Below are 21,369 nucleotides of genomic sequence, written 5' to 3'. Positions count from 1 at the left end.
CGTGAGCGGCTAAGTTCGGCCGCAAGTAAGTGCAGCCCGCGTCGGCGCCAACCGACCGGGCTGCGTGGCCGAACCCCGCGTCAACGAGGTCCGACGATGCAGTTGTACTTGATCCCGCCCGATGGCGGGCAGGGCGAACGTGCGCCCAAGCGCCGCCGCCGTGTTTCCCCCTGTATTTCGCTGACCCAGACCCAACGCAAGCGGCTCCGTGCCGCGCTGCGCAGCCTTCGATCGGCGTACGGTTCGTGGTCCTGCTTGGCCGAGGTGATGGACATGTCCGTCATCGCGATCGAGAGCATCGCGAACGGACGGGCCAACGGCTCGCCCGCGACCGCGCTCCGCGCTGCGAAGGCAGCGGGCGTCACCGTCGAGCAGCTGCTCGGTGGCCTTGCTCCGGTCCATCGCTGCCCAACCTGCGGGAGATCCGGGTGAAGCGCCCGCGGAAGGAGGCCAAGCGCCCGCCTGCCGCACGACATCCCAGGAAGAAGCCGACGATGGAGGCGATCCTTGCGGAGCGCGGCATCGTCCTGGCGACGCTCGCCGGCATCCCGAAGCGCGACCGCCGCGACGTGGAGGCCGAGGTGTTGCTCAACGCCTGGAACGCCGTCCGCCGTGGGATGTACCGGCCTGACCCGCGGGACAAGCCGCGCGACGCGCTCCGGAAGTGGCTGCACGGCATCGCCTGGCGCCTCGCCTCGCACTACATCCACAGCGCGTACGTTCGTCACGCCGTGCTCCATCCGTCGCCGCTCGGGTTGCTGCGCGAGCCGGTCGGCGTCGACATGCACGCCCAGATCGAGGCGCGCGAGGTGCTGGACGCGATGGCCAGCCTGCCGCCTTGGCAGGTCGACGCGCTCCTCTCCGTGGACGACCCCGATGGCGTCTCGGCGTACGCGCGGAAGCACCGCATGAGCCCGCACACGGCGCTCAGCCGGTTGCGGATCGCCCGCGAGGCGTTGGCGCTGCGGCTCAAGAAGTGGCGGCGGTAGGCGACCGCGAGGCCGTCGCCGAAGCGCGCGGCGCCTTGCAGATCCTCGACGCCATCGAGCGGCGCTTCGCGCGTTGCGACGAGTAGGCGTACCGGAGGCGCACGCCCGGCGAGTTGCTGTGCGGGGTCGCCGCGCTCGCGCAGATGGCCGAGGGCGAGTAGACGACGGACGAGCCCATCAGCGGCGCCAACGGCGCCCATACTGGATGTGGCCGGCGCCTGTCTCACGCCGGACCAAGCCGCAACAAACGACGTTGACATACAGCTCGCGATGTGCATCCAGGCCCGGCGGCACGCGTCCCCGGGAGAGTTGTCTGGGGGCAGAGTTTCTCAGTCTCCACGAGAATTGGCGACAAATATCGAGTTATTACGATTAGTTACACACAGATGCAGGGCCGCGGCAAGTCTCGCGGAACTCGTTCGGCTTGCGCCGTTGGCGACGTCGCAGTACGGTATGTACATGGCGGTCGATTACAACAGAGATGCCGAACGGACGCGGGCGCGCCGCTCGGCGCGGCTCAGTGCCTGGCGGCATCTCGTGCATCTTCAGCCCGAGGACATCCGAGCGGTGCTGATCGAGATGCTGGCCGACCTCGACGACAACATGATCCCGGCCGTGACGCCGATCGATGCGCTTCCCAAGGAGCCAACTGCGCCCGCGGCGACTGCGCAGCAAGCGGATGTAGCGCCCACTCCCGCTACAGCAGCGGCTCCGACCCGCAGACAGCACACGGTTGCGGAGGGGCCGGCGCCGGTGCTCCACGATCCCTGGGAGACGCACACGGAAGAGCCCGCCGATGAAACGGCAGGGAGCGAGAATGTCGGCGATCTCGCGCGTGGCGTGCTGGCGGCTGCAGGCAGGGCCATGAGCGCACCGGAGATCGCGGAGGGGGTTCTGCGCGTTAGCCCGAAGACCGACCGGCGCAACGTCATCCAGTGGCTCACGCGGGAGTACCACAAGGAGGATGGGGATCTCGTCCGGCGTGGAGAGCGAGGCAGCTTCCGCTACGCACTGAAGAACCGCGGCACGACGAAGGTCACCGACATGAACGTCGAGAAGGCGCCAGAGAGGAAGAGCGCTCCCACCGGTGACTCGTACTCAGAGCCGATCGTTGCGCAGCTACTGAAGCGTCTCGCGGCCGGTCCGAGCGGGCTCGACGAACTCGCGACCGAGATCCTCGGCTCAGCCCACGGAGAGGCGAGGAAGACCGTCCGCAACATCCTGTACTACCTCCGCGACAAGAAGGGGCTCGTGCGGCGTCGCGAGGAGGACGAGAAATGGGAGGTGATCACGCCGCACTAGGGCCCAAGAAAGCGGAACGCCTCGGAGAGGTCAGAGACTCCGAGGCGCGGCGTGATGCCCAAGCTTGCAGGCGTCACGCTGGAGGGCACAGGCGCACCCTTTCCACACGGAAAGATACGCCCTCGCCGCGCAGCACGCAAGCGCGTAACGGCCTCGCCGGACAGGTGCCGGTGGGGTCTTCATGGAGGCGTACGCCGTGCGTAGCCCGATTCTCCGGACATTCGTGTGGGCCGCGGGTCAGGATGATGCTCCTGACTCGCAGAACGTCGACCCGCTCCCGCCCGCGCCGCTGATGCGCAGGGAGCCCAACCGGAAGCAGTTCCGCCCGAAGCCGCCGCCTGCGCCGCGCAGGATCCGGCGGCAGAACGAGTAGCGAGCGACCGCCCGGGGAGCGAAGGTGCTAAGCCTTCGCTCCCCGGTGCGTGGGTCGGCACTGGCCATGGCCCACCAGTGGCAAGCTCATCAGCGGGGCGGGATTCATTGAATCCCGCCATCATCGCCTCCGATCGGCGACTCTCGCTCACCGAACAAGCTCAGCTGCACCATCCTGCGGCGCTCAGGCGGCGGCTGTGACGGCGGGGGTTCCGGCTCCGGCGACGCCGCTACTGGCACCACGGGCGGCGACTGCGGAGCGGTCGGCGCTGATGGAGCGGAGCCGCCCGGGAGCACCCGCAGCCAACCGCGGCCAGCGGGGAGCTCCCTCGCTGCGCCCTCCGGCTTCGGGATGGCGAGCGGCTGCGGCTCCGGCTTCTTGCCCGCGGGCTCGGCCAGCGCCGCGTCCATGAGCTCCTGCAACGACCACACGGTGTCTGTGATGCCCGCCGCCATCGCCGGGGTGCCCCGCATGTTCCGCGGGAGGTGGCAGAGGTTCACGTACGTGTAGTGCAGCGCGATCGCGGCGCGGTGCCGCGAGAGCTTCTTGGAGAACGCCAAGGTGCGGCGCCGGAGCCGCGCGTTCCACTGCCGCGCCGTTAGATTCGCCCGTTCTATGGCGTAGTTGGTCGCCTTCGCAGGGTCCGGCGTCCCGAACACGGCGCGCTTCTGGATGAAGTCGACGCCGCGCTCGACCGCGAACTTCTCCGACGTCCCCGGCTTGCCCGGGCGCGCCGTGAAGTTCTTGACGGTCTGCATGTACGGCGCGGCGCGCCCGAAGTTCGCCGCGATCGGCTGCGCGTAGAGGCCGAGCCCGTCGGTGGTGATCTGCGGCATGACCGTGAGCCGCGCGCGCACGTCTTCGACGAGAGCATCGGCGCTCTCCTGGTCCCGCTTCCCGACGTGCCACGCGATGACGAGCTTGCTGGTGCGACAGATGGCGGCCCAGATCCACTGCTCCCCGCTGGTCGCTGCGTCGTGCTGCGCGGGGTCGACGTGGACCTGCCGGCGCCCGCACCACGAGTGCATCTCGTCGAGGTCTACCAGCGGGCACGTCAGATCGCGCACCAGCCGGTCATGGAGCCGCGCGCAGCCTTCACCGATCGCCTGACCGAAGCGGCCGATGGTGTCCTGATGGACGCCGGTCATGCGCGACGCGGCGCGGATGCTAGTGCCGTTCACGAGCGCGGCGAGCACCTCTAGCCGCCGCTCCGCCGGGAGCACGTTCGCCATGGGCCTTGCACCTCTCCGGACGCGAGCCCATGATCGCAGTGCGTCGTGCGACGGGTGGGCCACCATCCGGCGTTCCGCAGCCCCGTCTCGGGTACCAGCCGAGGCGGGGCGCTTTGCCTGTCCCACCAAGGTAGCATCGAAAGCCCATGTTTCCCGGCCTATCGGCTCCGATGGGACAACGCATGTCCTAGCCCGTGTGCGCGTTTGCAGCCTGTTTGAAGGGTCTTTCGCGTGATGGCGCGCGAGCGTCGTCGGAGCGCACTGAGCCCGTGGTAGGGTCGCCGCATGCGCGTACGGCTCATCCTGGAGAACGGGGGGAACGCGATGGCAAAGAGAGCGAAGCGTCCGGAGGTGACATGAAGACGTGGGAGTATCTGCTCGACAGCATCGGCTCCATGACGAACGACGACGAGCGCATGGAGTGGCTCAACGAGCGCGGGAGGGAGGGTTGGGAGCTGATCTCGGAGAGGGACAGGGGCAACAAAATCCAGTACATCTTCAAGCGCCCGAAGGAGTCGGCATAAAGCCCGCCCCCCAAGCTGTACGATGCCCGCCTCGCCGCATCCCAGCGGCGCCCCTCGGTGAACGGCGGGTGCCTGGGTGAGACGGTGAGGTGGACGCGTCGTCGCGCGCGTGGCTCACGCACCGGATCAACCGGCAGGACGAGGAGGAGCCGGTCGAGTTGAACTAACCTGCCATCTCCACATCAGGAGGGTGTCTTGCTCACGAAGGGTGCCAGTCGCTCAGCGAGCGCTTGGACGACGCCGTCGGCGATAAGCTTCGGCACGTAAACCACGCTATTGAAAGCAAAATTGATGCACCATTCATTCTCTGGGTCACGCCGGCTCGACTCCGATGCCACGCGCCCGATGGACATGATCGCCCACCGCACGTCGTTACCGTCCTGGAGGCGAAACGCAGCGCACGGCAACCTATGATTCCCGTGCGAATTGTCATGTTCGTACCCGAACGAGAGCGTCACACCACCGTTTCCGCGGGCCGTCGTGCTGGCGAAGGCAGCCTCGGCGACACGATGGAGCACCTCCGCGGCCAACGAGTAGTCCCTGGCGTCCATGGCGACGCGCATATCGAACCCCTTCATCACATGTGTAAGCGTCTCGATATCCAGCATGCACACCTCCGTCATGGCTCCACAATGGCACACATCTTCATTCCTGACCTAGATCAAGCCGAGCTCACGGTGACCAACGCGCACGAGTCCGCGCACTCGGGCGCGGCTCAGCGTGAGACCACGGCCCAGTGCAACACGCGAGCGCGTTGCGAGCGCAGCAACCGCTCACGAGGTCCTAGCGCAGGACCCGTGCCACGCTGCATCCGAGGTGAAGCCTAGCTCGCCGCCGGCGAGGCGCAACCCCCAGAGGGTGATTTTCTGGCAACCTCAAAGTATATGCACGCGTAGACGGTCGTCAAGAAGAATGCGGCTCGCCTGTCGTGTGTGTGGTCATGCTACGTTGGTGCCGCTGGTGCGCGCGTCGTCGCCTGTGGTCCATGGGTCACATTCGCCTACAGCGAGGGCTGCGGTCGCGACGTGGGAAACCGGAGTCGAGTGGGGCCATGAAAACCGGGGCGCGATCGACCCGTCTGCCCTAATTAGGGCACCACCGCTGGCTGATGCGCCCGGGGATGTCGGACATGGGCGGGTGCCTCGCCGAGCAGGCCCCCGGGGATGTCGGACATGGGTAGGTGCCTCGCCGCTCACACCCCCGGGGATGTCGGACATGGGCCGGTGCCTCGCCGCTCACACCCCCGGGGATGTCGGACATGGGCCGGTGCCTCGCCGAGCAGGCCCCCGGGGATATCGGACATGGGTAGGTGCCTCGCCGCTCACGCCCCCGGCATGTCGCCGCGAGCGGTCCGGCTACAGCTCGGGATCGGCGCTCACCTCCGGCGCGGTCGGCGCTGACGCGCCGGGCACCGTCGGCGGGCTGGGGGGCGTGGGCGGGGCCTGCTCGGGCGCCGCGCGCCCGCGCCCGACCCGCTCGCGATCGGCGTTGAGCTTGTCGACGTAGGCGAACAGCCGCGCCTCGTGGTCGGCCGGCAGCTTGCTGCCCTCTTCCTGGATCTCGTCCCGGAGCGCCTCCCGGAACCGCCCGAGCAGCCCGACGGCGGCGCCGCGGAGCGGGCCGGTGGCCGCGGCGTTCTCGCCCGTCGCGAGGAGCGTGGCGCGCCTGCGCAGCAGGCCGTCGATGTCGTCTCCGGCGGCGACGAACGCCTTCACCCAGTCGTGCAGGGTCCCTCCGCCGGGGGTCGCGGCGGCCTTCAGCTCCGCCTTGAGCCGGGTCAGCTCGGGCCGGTTGTCGAGCGCCGCTGACGCCTCGTCCGCGTACGGGGCGCGGAGCACGTCGAGCTTCGGGACGAACGTCTGCTGCGCTGTCGCCGCCGCTTCCTTGAGCGCCGCCGGCAAGGCGGGGTGCGCCTCGACGGCCTTGCACAAGAAGAAGACGGCGGCCCCGAGGCCGTCATGCCGGGCGTCCGCCTCGGCGAGCTCCCTGGCCAGCGGCGACTGCGTGCCCGCGGCGTCGGGGATCGCGTCGATCTCCTTCTGCTTCGCCCTGAGCCGCGGCTCATACAGCTTGCCTGTCGCCGACAGGCGCAGCTCATCGGCCTTGTCGGTCAAGAGATCGCGCAGCGCGAGCTTCAGGTCCCCTATCGTGAGATTGCGCAAGGTCACCTCCGTGAACGGCGTGATCGGCCACCCCGCACGCCGCACGGGCGGCCGAGAGGGCGAGCCAAGGATGTTGCTTGAGCGTGACAGGATAATGAACTTCTCGGCATCCGGTAGTCCGAATTGGATGGCTCGGAGACGGAGCGTCCGCGGATGCGCTGAAATCGTGCTGGAACCCAGCCGGATCCGGCGCTTTTTGCGGTGAGACCGCCCCGCCTGTTATCGCTTGTAATTGCTATTTGCGATGTCGTTTGCTCCCTTCGCGGCCGCGGAGGCAAGCGATGACGTCCGGGTGGATGAGACGGGTGTGGCGGCGGTGCGCGGGTTGCGTTCTCTTGCTCATGGTGGTGAGCGCGCCCCTCGGCGCGTGGGCTCGAGCGTTGACGTTGCGCCGGATAGGCGATCCCCTGCGCGCGCGGCTCACCGGGGCTCGCGGCGGCGCCGAGCCCGCGGCGGCGCTCGCCGGGGACGCCGCCTTGCTCGCGAGCGCGGGAGACCCCGCCGGCGGCCCCGACGGCCTCGCCGTGGTCCCGATGGTCGCCTTGCCAGCGGACGTTCGCGCCGCCGGCGCCGGCCCGGGGGCGGACCCGTGGGTGCTGTTCGACGGCCGCGGCGATACGGGGCTTCGCAGCGAGACCGGGGAGAAGGTGCGGATCCGGGTCTCGTTTCCGCAGCCCACCGCGCTCGAGGCGCTCTCGCTGTACGGGCGCAGCGAGGGCGCGCTCACGGTCCGTGCGGAGGACGGCGCCGAGCTTCAGGCCGTCTCCGGCCTCGTCGACATGCCGCTCCACGACACGGGCGAGCGCTGGACGCGTTTTCCCATGGCGGTCACGGCCCAGCACGTCGTCATCGAGTGGCTTCCTTCGGGCGAGCGCGGGCCGCAGGAGATCCTGTTCTGGACCGCCGGCGCGCCCACGCGCGGCCTCTCGGAGGTGGAGCTCGCCGATCGCGTGCTCGCGGGGCGGCTCGCCGGGGCTTACCAGTTCGCTGCGACGTCCGAGCGGGCGACCGTGACGCGCACGGGCGGAGAGCAATCGTTGTCGCTCCACGTGGACACCGATCCACGGGCGCTCGCACGCGCGTTCCTCGTCTACCAGCTGGAGGGCCGCGGGCACTGGTCGAGCGTGAGCCGGCAGATCAACGGCACGGCGCCGCGCGGCGGCTCTCTGGCGGCAGCGCCCGCGACCGGAGGCCTGCAAGTCGAGGAGATCGCGCCCGCATGGCTGAGGCGCGGCGATAACGTGGTGCGGTTCCGGCCTTCCGCCGAGCACGAGCACGGATTCACCGTGAGCGCTCTCCGGGTGGTCGGGATCCCGCACGCCGGTGTGGTCGAGGCGCGTTCCGCTGCCGAGGCGCGCGCCCTGCTGGCCGGCGGCGAGCGCGCGCGTCGCACGGAGGCGCTGAGCGTCGATTTCGGCGCCCGCGTGGCGCCGCACGCGCTCCTCTTCCAGCTGACCAGCGCGGGCGCAGGAGAGCTCCAGATCGCGCCCAGCGAAGGAGCGAAGGGGTTGCGCTTCGACCTGAAGGACCTGCCGCCGGGCTGGCACCGGTTCGATCTTCCGGAGTCAGCGATCTGGCCGGGGGCGGCCTCCATGCAGATCGCGCGGGCTAAGGGGAGCCACGCCGAGGTGTCGGACGTCGCCGTGGTGGCGAGCCCTGTCCCCTCCCGTGCGCGCAGGATCGCGCTGAGCACGCCGCTGCACGGCGAGTGCGCCGAGGGAAGAGCCCATGTGCGCGGGTTCCTCGAGCTGGCCGGCGAGGACGCGTCGCGAGCACGGCTGTTCGCCGGCGCGGAGCCGGTGGCGCTGGGCGACGACGGCAGCTTCGAGCTCACGCTCTCGGAGCCCGAGGGGGCGAGTCACCGGACGTGGACGGCGCGCCTCGAGGCGCGGCTCGAGGACGGCACGCGCCTCGGTCGAGAGCTAGAGCTCGGTCCGTGCGCCGCGGGCGCCGCTCCGAGCGGGCTCGTCGTGGACCACGGCGCGCCCTATGGCGCGGTGGTGAGCCCGGACAAGGGCGCGGTGCTCTCGTTCGCGGGCGCCACGCTCGATATCCCGCCTGACGCGCTGGAAGAGACGACGCGCATCACGATCCGCCCGCTGATGCCCGTCCAGGTGCAGCCGATGGGCCGCGCGATGCGCAATGTGACGCCCGAGGGGCGCGCGTTCCGCTTCGGGCCGCACGGGCTCAAGTTCAAGAAGCCGGTGAAGCTGACGATGCCTGTCGACGCCGCGGCGATCCCGAGCGGCGCCAGGGCCAGGGAGATCTTCGGCTTCTACTTCGACGAGGCGGTCCAGCGATGGACGAAGCTCGGGCGCGTCGAGGAGGGCGGGGCCCGGGAGCTCACGAGCTTGACGGATCACTTCACCGATTTCGTCAACGCGGCGATCTCCATGCCGGACCAGCCGGGGGCGCAGTCGTTCGATCCCAACGCGATGAAGGGGATCCAGCTCGCGAGTCCGTCCGCGGGCGTGTCGTTCATCGAGCCGCCGGAGGCGAACGGCCGGGGCACGGCGCAGCTGTCGTTCCCGATCGAGGTGCCGCCGGGCCGGCACGGCATCGCGCCGGATCTGGCGGTCACGTACGAGAGCGAGCTGGGCAATGGCTGGCTCGGCGTGGGGTGGGATCTGCGCGTCTCGGCGATCGAGATCGACACGCGGTTCGGCGTGCCGCGGTACTCGGGCGACGAGCTCTACACGCTCGACGGCAAGATGCTGCGGGCTATCCCCGGTCAGCCGGGCCGGTACGAGCGGCGCGTCGAGGGCGCCTTCGATCGCATCGAGCGCCTCGGGGCCGATCCCGGGAGCTTTCATTGGGTGGTCACCGACAAGGACGGCACCCGGTATACCTACGGCGAGAGCGCGGACGCGCGCCTTGCGGACCGGTCCGGCGAGGTCGGGATCTTCCGCTGGAACCTGGAGCGGGTGGAAGACACGTTCGGCAACCGGATGCGGATCTCGTATTTCAAGGACGCGCCCGAGGGTGAAGACTGGGTGCAGCTCTATCCGCGGCGGATCGACTACACGGAGCACGAGAGCGGCTTCCCTGGAGCGCACTATCACGTGGTCTTCTCCGTGGACGACGGAGCGCAGCGGAGAGACGTCGTCAGCTCGGCGCGCGCTGGCTTCGAGGTGCGGATGACGCGGAGGCTCACGCGCATCGACGTGACCATGGGCCAGGCGCCCGACGCCGAGGAGATCATCCGGAGCTATCGTTTCGCCTACGACACGCCGGACCCGCGGCACCATCACAAGTCGCTGCTGAAGAGCATCGCTGTCCACGGAAACGGCGGTGAGGAGCCGCTCTACGAGCACGGCTTCGAGTACTTCGGCCTCCAGCAAGAGGACGGCGAGCTCCAGGTGTTCTCGGCGCCGACGGAGTGGAGCCGCCCTGCGGAAGGGCGCGACGGCCTCGGGGCCACGAGCTCGGTCGAAGGGGGGCTCAGCGCGTTCGTCGGCGTGGGGCCGACGGTGTGTGATCCGCACGTCGGGCTGGGGGTCTCCGTCTCGTTCGGGGCGGACGACGAGGACGTCGCGTTCACGGACATCAACGGCGACGGGCTCCCGGATTTCGTGGGCAGCAACGGCGTCTGGCTGAACTCGCTCCCGGATCGGTCGAGCGGAAACGCGTTCTCGCCGGAGAGCGTGGGCAGCACGCACCAGATTACGGCCGGCCTGCAGGGGGCGGTTCACTGGTTCCAGGAGCTCGGAGGTGCTGGCATCAACCGCTCCTGGAGCACCGCGACCGCGCAGAGCCTGCTGCTCGACATCAACGGGGATGGCTTCCCCGAGCTGCTCGATGGGGGCGGGGCGACCCTGAACCCGAACAACGCGCGGCTGGGGCCGGGCGCCCGCGGCGCCGGGTTCACGATCGACGAGGATTTCAGCGATGGCGAGCAGGTCGAGGCCCTCCGCAATGCGTTCTACCGGACCAGCCCGCTGGTGAAATGGGCGCCGCCGTACGACGGTGTCGTCATCATCGACGGCGGCGTGTCGCTGGCCGGGGGCGGCGCGGGAGACGGGGTGACGGCGTCGATCACGAAGACGACGTTGGCGCCGCGGGCGAATGACAGGGCGCACCGCGAGCACCAGCTGCTGTGGCAAAGGGACATCGGGCCGAGCGATCCTGCGTGTGTCCCCGAGGGCCAGGCGGGTTGCGGGAGCGGCATCCACCTCCAGGTCCGTCGGACCGACGCGCTCTTTTTCCGGGTGGACCCGGAGGAGGACATCGAGGGCGACATCACGCGCTGGAACCCGCGCATCCGCTATACGGAGCTCTGCTCGTCGGAGCTCTGCATACCGCTGCTTCCGGGCGAGAGGACGCGCGTCAACGCGCTCGGGCGTCCGGTCTTCACCTTCACCTTCGCGGACGACTTCTCCGTGCTCGACCGGAGCGTGCCGGGCTGGGCCGCGGGGGCAGACGGGCAGGTCACCGTGCAGGCGAGCTTCATCCGGACCGACGCGGACGATGCGTTCGATGTGCGGCTCTTGCGCCAGGACGTCGACTCGGGGCAGAGCATCGAGCTCCATCGGACCAGGGTGTCGGGCGCGCAGCTCGGCACCGAGATCGCGTGGCCGGTGTCCGTGCTCCAGGGCGATCTCCTGTTCCTGTACGCCGAGCTCGGCGAGAACGTTGTCGACCCGTCGCGCGTGCAGTACCAGGGGTTTGCCCGGTACACCGAGGTGTGCGGCCACGACGCGGATCCGGGGACCTGCCGCACGGTAGGCGAGTGCGCGCCCAGGTCCGGTGGTCCGTCCGGAAAGAGGGTTTGCGGGCTCGACGCGTTGCCCGGCGACCGCGGGCCGATCTCGGTGCCCGAGGAGTCGATCGTGGCGCCCGTGCAGCTGAGCGACAGCACGACCGGCGGGACGGCGCTTTCGCTGTCGCGGGTGGTCATGCCTGAGAGCGGGCCGGTCAGCCTGCTCGGCTCCGCCTCCAAGCGAGCGACGCAGGGGCCGGTGACCCTGCGGGTGGATCGCGGGAGCGAGCGGCTGTTCCGGGAGCTGCTCGGAGCGGAGGCGATCTCCCCGGCCAGGAGCGTGCCTGGCCCGGGCGATCCGGTGGTGTTCCCGGTGACGGAGGGCGAGGAGCTCGCCTTCACGAGGTTCTTCGAGAGCGCAGCGGACATGGACACATCGCTGTCGGATCCCGGAGCGTCGGTGTCGTGGCTGCCGCAGCTCGTGTTCAACGAGACGGGGACGGTGCTGGACGTGCCCGCCGTGAACGCTCGAGCGATCCCGGATGGGAAGCTGGAAGCCCGCATGGTGGGCGGGTTCCGCGGCTTCAGCTATGGCGAGTGGACGACGGAGTACCCGTTCGACGAGAACCAGCTCCGCCGGAGGCCGGAGGGGAACAGGCCGCCTTACTTCACGCGCGTCGAGCCGCACTGGGAGGGGTACCATGCGGGCTGGGCGCCGGGGGACGCCGGGTTTCCTCTCGTGGGCAGCGTCAGCGGCCCGGTGTTCCGTGGCTCGGGCGCGGACATGTACATCCGGGCCGGGGAGCTCAAGCCATCGCGCGTCGGCGGCGTCCGGCCGGAGGACGTGGCCAACGTCCCCGGGCTGAGGAAGAGCCACAACGGCTCGGCCTCGGTGGACGTCGCGCTCATCGGGTCGTTCCAGGTGACGACCGGGACCACCGAGTCGAAGCTGGAGCTCGTCGACGTCAACGGCGATGGGCGGCCCGATGCCGTCACGCAGGGCGGCGTGCGCATCCAGACGTGCGGCGGCGGCCGGTGCGACGGGCAGCAGCCGGGGCAGTATGGCGCCCTGACCATCGAGGGGCCGGGGGACTTCCGGGTCATCGAGACCATGAGCGCGCGGTTCGGGTTCGGCTTCGGATCCGCGGCGTCCGCGGTCGCGGAGAAGGTCGAGGCGAGCGCCGAGACCAAGGAGGTGCTCAGCGTGCTGCCCTCTCTCGGCAAGAGCTGGGGCACGTCGCAGACGACGCACGACTTGCTCGACGTGAACGGCGACGGGCTTCCGGACAAGGTGAGGAGCGCGGGCGGCGTGCTCCATGTGCAGCTGAACCTCGGCTACCGCTTCGGGGACGAGCGCCCCTGGGCGGCGCTCGATCGGAGCGGCGATCCGTTCGAGCCGCTGCCGGAGGTCGAAGGGGATCCGCTGACCGCGCTGAGCCGGGTCTGGTCTCCGGAGCAGCTCTCGTCGGTGCGGGTGCAGGACAACACGACGAACAGCCTGCAGGTGGGTTATGCGGGGATCGGCGGCGGCATCGCGCACACGGTGAGCCGGACGCTCGCCGACTTCGTGGACCTGAACGGCGACAGGCTGCCCGACCGGGTGATCAAGCAGCCTGGGCAGGGCTATTACCGGGTCCGACTCAACCTTGGCCACGGCTTCGGACCGGAGGAGAGGTGGAGCGCGCCGGCGGTGAGCGGCGGGCTGCCGTGGGGGGTGGTGCTGGAGAAGGAGTACACGAAGGAGATCAACGGCAGCAACGACGCGCTGTCGTTCTCGGAGACGACGGCGTTCAACGCGGGATATGGCGTGCCGATCAAGATCACGACGCCGTACGTGTGCATCGTGCTCGAGATCGCCGCGCAGCTCGGGTTGAGCGACGGGCGGAGCGAGCTCGGATGGGAGGACCTGGACGGCGACGGGACGGCGGATCACGTGTTGAAGCTGAGCGAGGGGATGCTGCGCGAGAGCGACACGGCGCTGCGGGCGCGGCTGAACCTGACGGGCAAGACCAACCGGCTCTCGCGCGTGGTGCGTCCGCTCGGCGGCAGCATCCGGCTGGATTATGCCCGTGAGGGCAACAAGGTGGCCTATGCGAGCGGGCCGGACGAGCTGAGCGTGGACATGCCCGGCAGCAAGTGGGTGCTGTCGCGGGTGGAGGTGGAGGACGGCATGGGCACGCCCGCCTACGTGCACACGTTCGATTACCACCAGAGCGGGTTTTACGACCGTGCGGAGCGCGAGGACTACGGGTTCGCGCAGGTGACGGCGACGCGCGAGGACGGGTCGCAGATCGTGACGCGCTACCACAACCAGGACTATTACCGGCGCGGGCTCGTGGCCGAGGTGATCGAGCAGGACGGCGAGGGGCGGCTGTTCAGCCGGCAGCAGGTGGCGTACCGCGCGCCCGGGGCGCAGCCGGCGCTGACGGGCTCGTTCTTCCCCGGGGAAGAGCTGCGGACGATGTCGTGGTACGAGGGCAAGACGACGGACCCGAGCGCGCCCGGCAAGCAAACGAGCGAGGAGCGTGACTGGGACGACCGCGGCAACCTCATCGGGGTGATCGAGCACGGCGAGCCAGGCACGCTGGAGGACGACGTCACGACCACGATCCATCACGTGACGTACGACGGGCCCCACGTCGTGCGGGCGGATAGCGTCGAGGTGCGCGACAGCGCGGGGAGGCTGCTGCGGGAGCGCACCGCCGGGTATGACGAGGCGACCGGGGCGGTCGAGTGGATCACGAGCACGGTGATCGGCGGCAAGGATCCTGCGACGGGGGCGCCATACACGGGAGACCCATCGACGAATCCAACATGGGAGTTCTCGCACGACGCGTACGGAAACCTGGAGCAGGCGATCGAGCCGCGGGGCTTCACGCTGACGTACGAGTACGACGATGTCGCGGAGACGTACCTCTCCCGGGTGGACGACTCGTTCGGATACTTCTCGGAGACGTCGTCGGACTACCGTTACGGCGCGGTCAGCGCGGTGCGGGACGTCAATGGCCATGAGGTCCACTACGACTTCGACGCGTTCGGGCGGCTGCGGGCCGTGTTCGGTCCGGACGACCCGCCGGCGGCGGCGGAGGCGACGATCGCGTTCGAGTATGCGCTCCAGCCGGGGGAGAGCGTCGCCCTGCCGGCGTGGGCGCGGACGCGGCACAAGGATGTGCAGCACCCGGGGGATCCGATCGACACGGTGACGTTCATCGACGGGCTGGATCGGGTGATCCAGACGAAGAAGGATCTGGAGAAGGATCCAGGGACGGGGGCGGCCCCGGTCGTGGGCATGAGCGTGAGCGGCCGGGTGGTGCTGGACGAGCGGGGGCGTGTCTGGCAGCAGGGGCAGCCGGTGTTCGCGACGGGCGAGGCCACGGCGTTCGTGGACGTGGCGCTGAAGCACCCGACGACGTTCGAGTACGACGTGCTCTCGCGTGTCGTCGAGCGGAGGGAGCCGGACGAGGGGGCCGAGACCGGCGAGGCGGTGACCACGACGAGCTACGATATCGAGGAGCTCGATGGCGCGGCGATGTTCGTGGCGACGGAGGTCGACCCGAAGGGGAAGGTGCGCAAGGCGTACCAGGACGTGGACAACGCGATCGTGGCGGTCGAGGAGCGCAATCGGGTGCGCGGGTCGGAGGCGTGGACGACGCTGATGACGCGGTACGGGTACAGCGCGGTCGACGAGCTCGTGCGGGTGACGGACGCACGCGGGAACGTGACGACCGCGGCGTACGACACGCTGGGGCGGATGGTGACGCTGACGAGCCCGGACATGGGGCGTACGGAGTGGCGTTACGACCGGTCGGGCAACGTCGGGGCGCGGCAGACGGCGAAGCTCTTGGCGGAGGGCGCGGGCAAGCTGATCCGGTACGAGTACGACTTCAACCGGCTCAGGCGGGTGGACTACCCGGACTCGACGGACGTGACGTATGTGTACGGCGCGCCGGGCGAGGCGGGCGACGCGAACGGCAACCGGGCCGGGCGGCTGGTGGAGGAGCAGAGCGAGGCGGGGAAGAGGACGTTCTGGTATGACCGGCTGGGGAACGTGGCGAAGCTGACGACGGAGTTCCCCCGGCTGCGGGAGCCGCACCGGGGGCCGTACCAGGCGACGATGGAGTACGACTTCGACGGGTTCGGGCGGCTGCTGTCGATGACGTTCCCTGGCTCCGGGGCGGAGGTGGTGACGTACGGCTACGACCGAGGTGGCCTGGTCCGGTCGGCGGTGGGAACGAACACGCAGATCAACCCGCAGCACCCGGACGAGCCTGCGGTGACGCAGTACCTGCAGCACATCGGGTACGACGAGTTCGAGCAGCGGGTGAGGGTGGTGCACGGCAACGGGATCGCGACGTCGTATCGGTATTACGAGAAGTCGCGGCGGCTTCAGGAGATCAACGCGGACCACCGCGATCGGTACCTCGTGGAGCGCGGGCAGCCGGCGAGGGCGTTCCAGCGGATGCGGTATGTTTATGATGCGGCGGGCAACCTGGAGCGCGTGCGGAACGACGTGCCGTACGACCAGTCGATGCCGGGCTCGGTCCTGGTGGGGCCGACGACGCAGGAGTACGGGTACGATGATCTGTATCAGCTGCTCTCGGCGAGCGGGACGTACCAGGACCGGAGAGACTGGCAGTACCGGTACCGGCTGTCGTTCTCGTACGACGAGATTGGCAATATCCTGAGCAAGGACCAGGCGAGCTACCGGTACGTGCCGCAGACGTGCCCCACGCCGGTTCCGGCTGGGTGCGACGGATGGCGGGAGGACCACGCGATCCGGGAGCAGACGTACCGGTCGGAGTACCAGTACCCGGGCCCGCAGCCGCACGCGCCGAAGCGCATCGAGGAGCACCTCGTGGCGGAGTCGATGCCGTGGCCGCGGGAGATGCGGTATGACGCGAGCGGCAACCAGACCGGCTGGACGTACCGTGGCTCGGACACGCGGACGACGGACTGGAACGAGGAGAACCGGGTCACGCGGGTGAGCCAGAACGGTCAGGTGCTGTCGCGGATGCTGTACGACGGCGACGGCGAGCGGCGGGTGCACCTGCACCACGTGAGCGGCGAGGAGGAGACGGCGTACCACGACCAGCACCTGACGCTGCGCGATGGGCGGTTCGTGACGAAGCACATCTATGCGGGGCAGACGCGGATCGCGAGCAAGATGGATCCGGACTGGTTCCGTGACCCGCCGACGCTGTACTACCACCCGGACCACCTGGGCAGCACGAGCTTCGCGTCGAACAACGAGCAGACGCTGACGCAGCGGGACGAGTACTTCCCGAGCGGGGAGCTGTGGATCGACGCGTCGGATTCGCGGTACGAGCTCAGGCGGGCGTACGTGTTCACCGGGAAGGAGCTCGACCAGGCGACGGGGCTCTACTACTTCGGGGCGCGGTACTACGACCCACGGATCAGCGTGTGGCTGAGCCCGGATCCGATCCTGGACGAGTACATGGAGGGGGGGACGAGCGGAGGGGTGTTCAACCCGGGGAACCTCGGGCTGTACAGCTATACGCTGAACAACCCGGTGAACCTCGTCGACCCGGATGGGCGGCAGACGCAAGGGGCGAGCCGGAACTTCCCTCCCGGGGCCAATGGTTGCCGGAACCCGAGCTGCTTCAACGGGCCGGAGGGCGGCAAGTTCCACCAGGAGCAGATGCTGCAGCGGATGAACGCTGGCGCTGCGGCGGCGGGTCGCACGTCTCGCGGTATCGGGGACGGCATGCGCCGGCTGCTGTTCAGGTTCGTCATGCAGCAGCAGCAGGCTGCTCGGCCGCCGGCGCAGCCAGCAGCCGCGCCGGCGCAACCGCGGCCGGCCGCGCAGCCGGCGAAAGGCCCGCAGCCGGCGCCGCCGGCGAAGCCGCCACAGGGGGCGCAGGCGGCGAAGGCGCCTGTGAAGCAGGCAGCACCATCTAAAGAAGCTGCAGGGATCGACCAGGCTCGTGCCGCTCGCGATGCGGCTGGGCGACTCCCAGACGGAAGACCTGATCGAAGCAGCGCCGCATACGTGGGAATTGCACGTGACGGGAAAGTGGAGGTAGGACGATCTGGTCCCCGTGTTCATGCGGAGGTTGATGCCGACCGGAAGCTCCCAGGGGGAACAATGACCGAGGTGAATGGCTGGCGGAGGAATCAATCGACAGGGAAGCTAGAGTGGACGGAGATCCCTGTGTGTAATTCGTGTCAACAGAAGTTTCCGCCTGAGAGATTCGTTCCGGGGACGCTGCGAGCTCCTGGCGGCACGTCGGGTTCCAAATGAAAAATATGAACGTCGCGGAGCGTCTCATTGGGGCCATTGACTGGACTAGCGTTCATGAGGCGGAGGGGACCGGAGAAAGGGTGAGAGATGCGTTGCTTGGTCTACTGAACGCAAAGGGCCCTGAGGAGTCTACGAAGGCTTACTGGGGGATAGAGAATCACGTTGTCATTCAGGGCGAGTTGTATGAGATCGCGGAGGCGTGTACCTCCGTGCTGGTTGCCTGTCTCGTAGATCTGCGCCCACGATTCGTGAGGATAGCGGTGCTCGATCTTCTGTTTCAGATTCTCGGGGGGTATGCGTCATCCTCGAGCTTCACTCCGGGTGACATCGTTGAACGATGTCACCGCGCGGCACGGGAGGGGCTATGGATTCTCATCGACGAAGCCATGCACGGTGAAAGAGAGGCCGCTCGCGATGTTCTTAGATTGCTCGGTGAAGAGGAGCGGGTAGACGCGCTTTTGAAATCCGCTCCCTAACCCGGCAGGGGGTCGGGCGCCGGTGAGGGGCACCGCCTGATGCATCCGATTAGGTAGTCCCAAGAATTTCATGGGTTACGGCGCGCTCACCGAGAACCTCGCCATCGCGGGTCATGAGTGAAACGAGCGCGGGTTCCCTCCGCCGCTCAGGGCGCCGGCTGTGCCGGCACGAAGCGCTCGATGACCGCCTTGCGAAGCAGCTTCGGCGGCAGGATGCCCTGGGCGAGCACGAAGTCGTGGAATCGCTGCGCGTCGAAGCGCGGGCCCATCATGGACTCGACCTCTCGCCGCAGCTCCATCAGCCGGGTGAACCCATAGAAGTACGACGTCGCCTGCCCCGGTGCGCGGAAGGTGTAACGCTCCACCTCGGATTGCGCGAGGGGCGGCGACAGGACCACCTCTCTCTCCAGGAAGGTCGGCGCGGCGGCCGGCGTGATCTTGCCCGCCTGGAGCTCCGGGTCCAGGAAGCCGCGGGCGGCCCGGACCAGGCGGTGTTGCAAGGAGACGAGCTGGCCCTCGGGCGGCATGAACGGGAGCAGGATGGCCTCCGAGTAAAGAGCCCACCCCTCCATGTTGGCGCTGTTCTCCGCGAAGACGGCCCGGGCGAGCGAGTCGCCCCGCTCGACGAGCGAGGCGAACTGGAGCTCGTGCCCGGGGCGCGCCTCGTGGGCGGTGAGCGTCCATGACGCCGCGGCGTGGGTGAAGTCGTCGATCCTCCGCAGCTGGTCAGAGGGCCCAGGCAGGCTGAGCGGAAGCACGAACTCCCCCTCTTCTCCCTGGTTGTCGAGCAGCCGCGGCGGCCGCATGCGCGGCGCCGGCATCTCGGCGCTCTCGGCGGCGGTGCCGAGCCGGATGCGCGCCGGCCGCTCCGGCAGCGTGACGAGGCGCTCCTTCCGGATGATCTCTTCGATCTGGGCGAGGCGCTCCTTGTAATGCGGCAAGATCGCCTCGCCAACGAGCTGTTCTTTCTTCAGGGCGCGGATGACATCCCGGTAGTCCGCGCTCGGCAAGCTGCGTGCTTTCGCGATGGACAGCGAGAGCTGCTGCATCTGCGCCTTCAGATCGTCGAAGGCGGCGTGGGCCAGCCGGGCGAGATCGGCGGGCGGGATGTCGACGCCGTGCAGCTCGAGCAGGTACGCGTAGAGCGGCGGCGGCAGCGCGAAGTCGGTCCGCGCCTTCGGGAGGACGTCCTTGCGCAGCGCCGCGTCGTACGCCTAGCTGGCGATTCAGCGCTGCCAGCGGCTGTTCGTGGCCGCTGATGGCGTATTTCCGGAAGAGCTCACCGAGTCCCTCCCGCACGCGGGCGCTGGTGGCGAGGTGCCGCTCGATCTCCATCCTGGAGGGCGCCAGCAAGCCGGGCTTCCCGAGCTCCTGGTCGAGCCTCTTCCTCGCCTGCTCGGCGATCGGCGCGTCGCCCGCCTCCAGCCCGGCGTACCGCCGGAGCCGCGCGAGGGCCGTGGCTCGGCGCGGCGGCGGGATGCGGTCGTCGAGCAGGGTCGAGAGGCCCTCGAACACGAGCCCCGTGGCGTGCACGTAGGTGACCCTGGTCCTCTCCTCGAGCTCGGACCCGCGGACGGCCCCGTCCGCAGCGTCCAGCAAGATCTGAAGATCCTCGGCGACCGCAGGGTCCTTCTCGGCCGCTCGGCGCTTCTCCAGCTCGGCGATGGCCTCGTGGTACGCCGCGCGCAGGCGCGCCTCGACGCCGGGCGATAGATCGGAGACCTCCTGGTCGGCGCGATCGACCCCGAGCGCGCTGGCGCGCTCGGGCGAGAACCTGATAAGTCGTTGAACTGGCACCGCTTTTCAGGGGATGTCGGAGCGCATAGAAAACGTTCGGGCGACCCGGGCGGGGCCCCGCAGCTGGGGCTTGACGTCTTCGAAATGTTTGGATTTTCTTCTCCCCTGGCAGATTGCGGTAGATGAATTCAAGATAGTGAAACCGGCCCTGCGCGGCCGTGTCGGCCGACAGAACGCTGAGCCGCATGGGAAAGCGAGCGGTGGAACATGGCAGACATCCGTCATCTGGTCATCGTGATGCTCGAGAACCGCTCTTTCGACCACATGATTGGTTACCTGCGCAGCACAGGCATGGACGTCGATGGGGTGATCGGCGCGACGAACTCGGACGATAACGGTACGCCGATCACGGGATATCATCTCGAGAGCACGAGAGCCCGGATCCGCCCGCATCATCTCCGAACGGACGTCGTGCGGCAGATCAACGGCGGCGCGATGGACGGCTTCGTGAAAGGCTACAGCACGAACAGCCACGTCGCGGAGATCATGAGCTGGTACGACCAGCGCGATCTGCTGACGTACGATAGCCTCGCGCGCCAGTACGTCGTTTGCGACCGGTGGTTCGCTTCGTTCGCGGGCCCGACGTGGCCGAACCGGTTCTTCGCGCTCTGCGGAACCAGCGCCGGGCGCACGGGGAACCTGCAATGGATCGACCGCGCGACGTTCTTCGACCTGTTGCCGGCCGATTCGTGGCGCTACTACTCGCACGACATCGCGTTCTTGCGCACCGTCGAGAAATACAAGGGCCACCGCGGGCTGCCGATCGCGAAGATCTCCTCGTTCTACAGGGCCTGCCGCGAAGGCACGCTGCCAAGCGTCTCGTGGATCGACCCGAACTTCACGCTGGTCGACGTGGACGCGCTGCTGAACTGGGCGAACGACGACCATCCGCCGGCCGACGTGGCGCGCGGTCAGAACCTGATCGCGCGCATCTACAACCACCTCATCGCGAGCCCGGCCTGGCCGCACGTGGCGCTGGTCGTGACCTACGACGAGCATGGCGGGTTCTACGACCACGTGCGCCCGCCGCCGTCGCCCGCGAGCGAGGCGGCGCCGTTCGATACGCTCGGCGTTCGCGTGCCGGCCCTGGTCATCTCGCCGTGGGCGCCGCGCGGCGTGCCGTTCCACGGCACACTCGATCATACGTGCATCGCGCGCACCGCGCTCGAGCTGTTCGCGCCCGACCGCGTGAACGCGCTGAGCCCTCGGGTCACGGCGTCTCCGAGCCTGCTCCCCGTGCTCAGCGAGCCGAGGCCCCGCACCGACCAGCGCCGGCTCGATGGCATCCCGATCCTGGAGACCGCGGTCGCCCCGATCCACATGGGCCCGACCGCGCCATCCGGCTTTCATTCGATGGAGCTCACCGACAGCCAGCAAGAGATTCTGACGCTGAAGAAGGCCGTGCTCGAGGCCGGCGTGCCCGTCGAGAACCATTGAGCCGGAGCGCGGCACTCCGCTGCCGCGCTCCCCTCCGGACGATACAGGCGTCAACGGGCGCTGCGTCGACGGGGAGCCCGCTCACCGGCGAGCCGCGCCCGCAGCGCCGCCCGCGC

Annotated in this window: 13 protein-coding genes; 9 read left to right on the top strand and 4 right to left on the bottom strand. The window is 68.9% G+C overall.

Annotation, left to right across the window (positions count from 1 at the left end):
* Positions 1–108 precede the first annotated feature (108 nt).
* The 4 genes from WMF14_RS37675 (at position 109) to WMF14_RS37660 (ending at position 2,664) form a co-directional block, all read left to right on the top strand.
* Complete coding sequence (locus WMF14_RS37675; RefSeq protein ID WP_437794249.1) at positions 109–432, top strand: transcriptional regulator; 324 nt, start codon at positions 109–111, stop codon at positions 430–432.
* Positions 429–989 carry an RNA polymerase sigma factor gene (locus tag WMF14_RS37670; RefSeq protein ID WP_437794247.1) on the top strand — a complete coding sequence of 187 codons (561 nt, stop codon included), beginning with the start codon at positions 429–431 and terminating at the stop codon, positions 987–989. Before WMF14_RS37675 ends, WMF14_RS37670 begins: the two co-directional genes overlap by 4 nt.
* A gap of 459 nt (positions 990–1,448) precedes the next feature.
* Positions 1,449–2,291 carry a hypothetical protein gene (locus tag WMF14_RS37665; RefSeq protein ID WP_437794244.1) on the top strand — a complete coding sequence of 281 codons (843 nt, stop codon included), beginning with the start codon at positions 1,449–1,451 and terminating at the stop codon, positions 2,289–2,291.
* A 196-nt stretch (positions 2,292–2,487) separates the two neighbouring features.
* Entirely contained in the window at positions 2,488–2,664 is a 177-nt protein-coding gene (locus WMF14_RS37660) for a hypothetical protein (RefSeq protein ID WP_437794241.1), read from the top strand.
* A 104-nt stretch (positions 2,665–2,768) separates the two neighbouring features.
* Here WMF14_RS37660 and WMF14_RS37655 read toward each other — a convergent pair whose 3' ends face one another.
* Positions 2,769–3,896: an IS1 family transposase gene (locus WMF14_RS37655; protein ID WP_437794240.1), complete on the bottom strand. Its 1,128-nt coding sequence runs from the start codon at positions 3,894–3,896 to the stop codon at positions 2,769–2,771.
* A gap of 356 nt (positions 3,897–4,252) precedes the next feature.
* Here WMF14_RS37655 and WMF14_RS37650 point away from each other — a divergent pair, with 356 nt between their 5' ends.
* Positions 4,253–4,420 carry a hypothetical protein gene (locus WMF14_RS37650; protein WP_437794238.1) on the top strand — a complete coding sequence of 56 codons (168 nt, stop codon included), beginning with the start codon at positions 4,253–4,255 and terminating at the stop codon, positions 4,418–4,420.
* A 182-nt stretch (positions 4,421–4,602) separates the two neighbouring features.
* On the opposite strand, the gene WMF14_RS37645 is transcribed toward WMF14_RS37650, so the two are convergent.
* Both WMF14_RS37645 and WMF14_RS37640 read right to left on the bottom strand, forming a co-directional pair.
* Positions 4,603–5,028 carry a hypothetical protein gene (locus WMF14_RS37645; protein ID WP_437794236.1) on the bottom strand — a complete coding sequence of 142 codons (426 nt, stop codon included), beginning with the start codon at positions 5,026–5,028 and terminating at the stop codon, positions 4,603–4,605.
* A 747-nt stretch (positions 5,029–5,775) separates the two neighbouring features.
* The gene (locus tag WMF14_RS37640) at positions 5,776–6,588 is read right to left on the bottom strand and encodes a hypothetical protein (RefSeq protein ID WP_437794233.1); all 813 of its coding nucleotides are present in this window, start codon (positions 6,586–6,588) and stop codon (positions 5,776–5,778) included.
* A 374-nt stretch (positions 6,589–6,962) separates the two neighbouring features.
* Between WMF14_RS37640 and WMF14_RS37635 the strand changes: the two genes are divergently transcribed.
* Together WMF14_RS37635 and WMF14_RS37630 are read left to right on the top strand one after the other, a co-directional pair.
* A complete protein-coding gene (locus WMF14_RS37635) occupies positions 6,963–17,543 on the top strand; it encodes a SpvB/TcaC N-terminal domain-containing protein (protein WP_437794230.1) in 10,581 nt (3,526 codons plus the stop codon).
* Positions 17,544–17,548: 5 nt separating this feature from the next.
* Positions 17,549–18,019 carry a hypothetical protein gene (locus tag WMF14_RS37630; protein WP_437794227.1) on the top strand — a complete coding sequence of 157 codons (471 nt, stop codon included), beginning with the start codon at positions 17,549–17,551 and terminating at the stop codon, positions 18,017–18,019.
* A 146-nt stretch (positions 18,020–18,165) separates the two neighbouring features.
* Here WMF14_RS37630 and WMF14_RS37625 read toward each other — a convergent pair whose 3' ends face one another.
* Positions 18,166–19,176 (bottom strand): DUF885 domain-containing protein, encoded by a 1,011-nt coding sequence (locus tag WMF14_RS37625; protein ID WP_437804380.1) that lies wholly within the window; start codon positions 19,174–19,176, stop codon positions 18,166–18,168.
* Between the two features lie 91 nt (positions 19,177–19,267).
* Between WMF14_RS37625 and WMF14_RS37620 the strand changes: the two genes are divergently transcribed.
* Together WMF14_RS37620 and WMF14_RS37615 are read left to right on the top strand one after the other, a co-directional pair.
* On the top strand, positions 19,268–19,732 hold the full coding sequence (locus tag WMF14_RS37620; protein WP_437794224.1) for a hypothetical protein: 465 nt from the start codon (positions 19,268–19,270) through the stop codon (positions 19,730–19,732).
* 291 nt (positions 19,733–20,023) lie between these two features.
* Positions 20,024–21,253: a phospholipase C gene (locus tag WMF14_RS37615; protein WP_437794222.1), complete on the top strand. Its 1,230-nt coding sequence runs from the start codon at positions 20,024–20,026 to the stop codon at positions 21,251–21,253.
* The last annotated feature ends 116 nt before the right edge of the window (positions 21,254–21,369 follow it).

Source organism: Sorangium sp. So ce693, from assembly GCF_051521375.1.
Taxonomy (GTDB): Bacteria; Myxococcota_A; Polyangia; order Polyangiales; family Polyangiaceae; genus Sorangium; species Sorangium atrum.
Note: the sequence above shows the minus strand (reverse complement) of the source record. Positions and strands in the feature narration are given on the sequence as shown.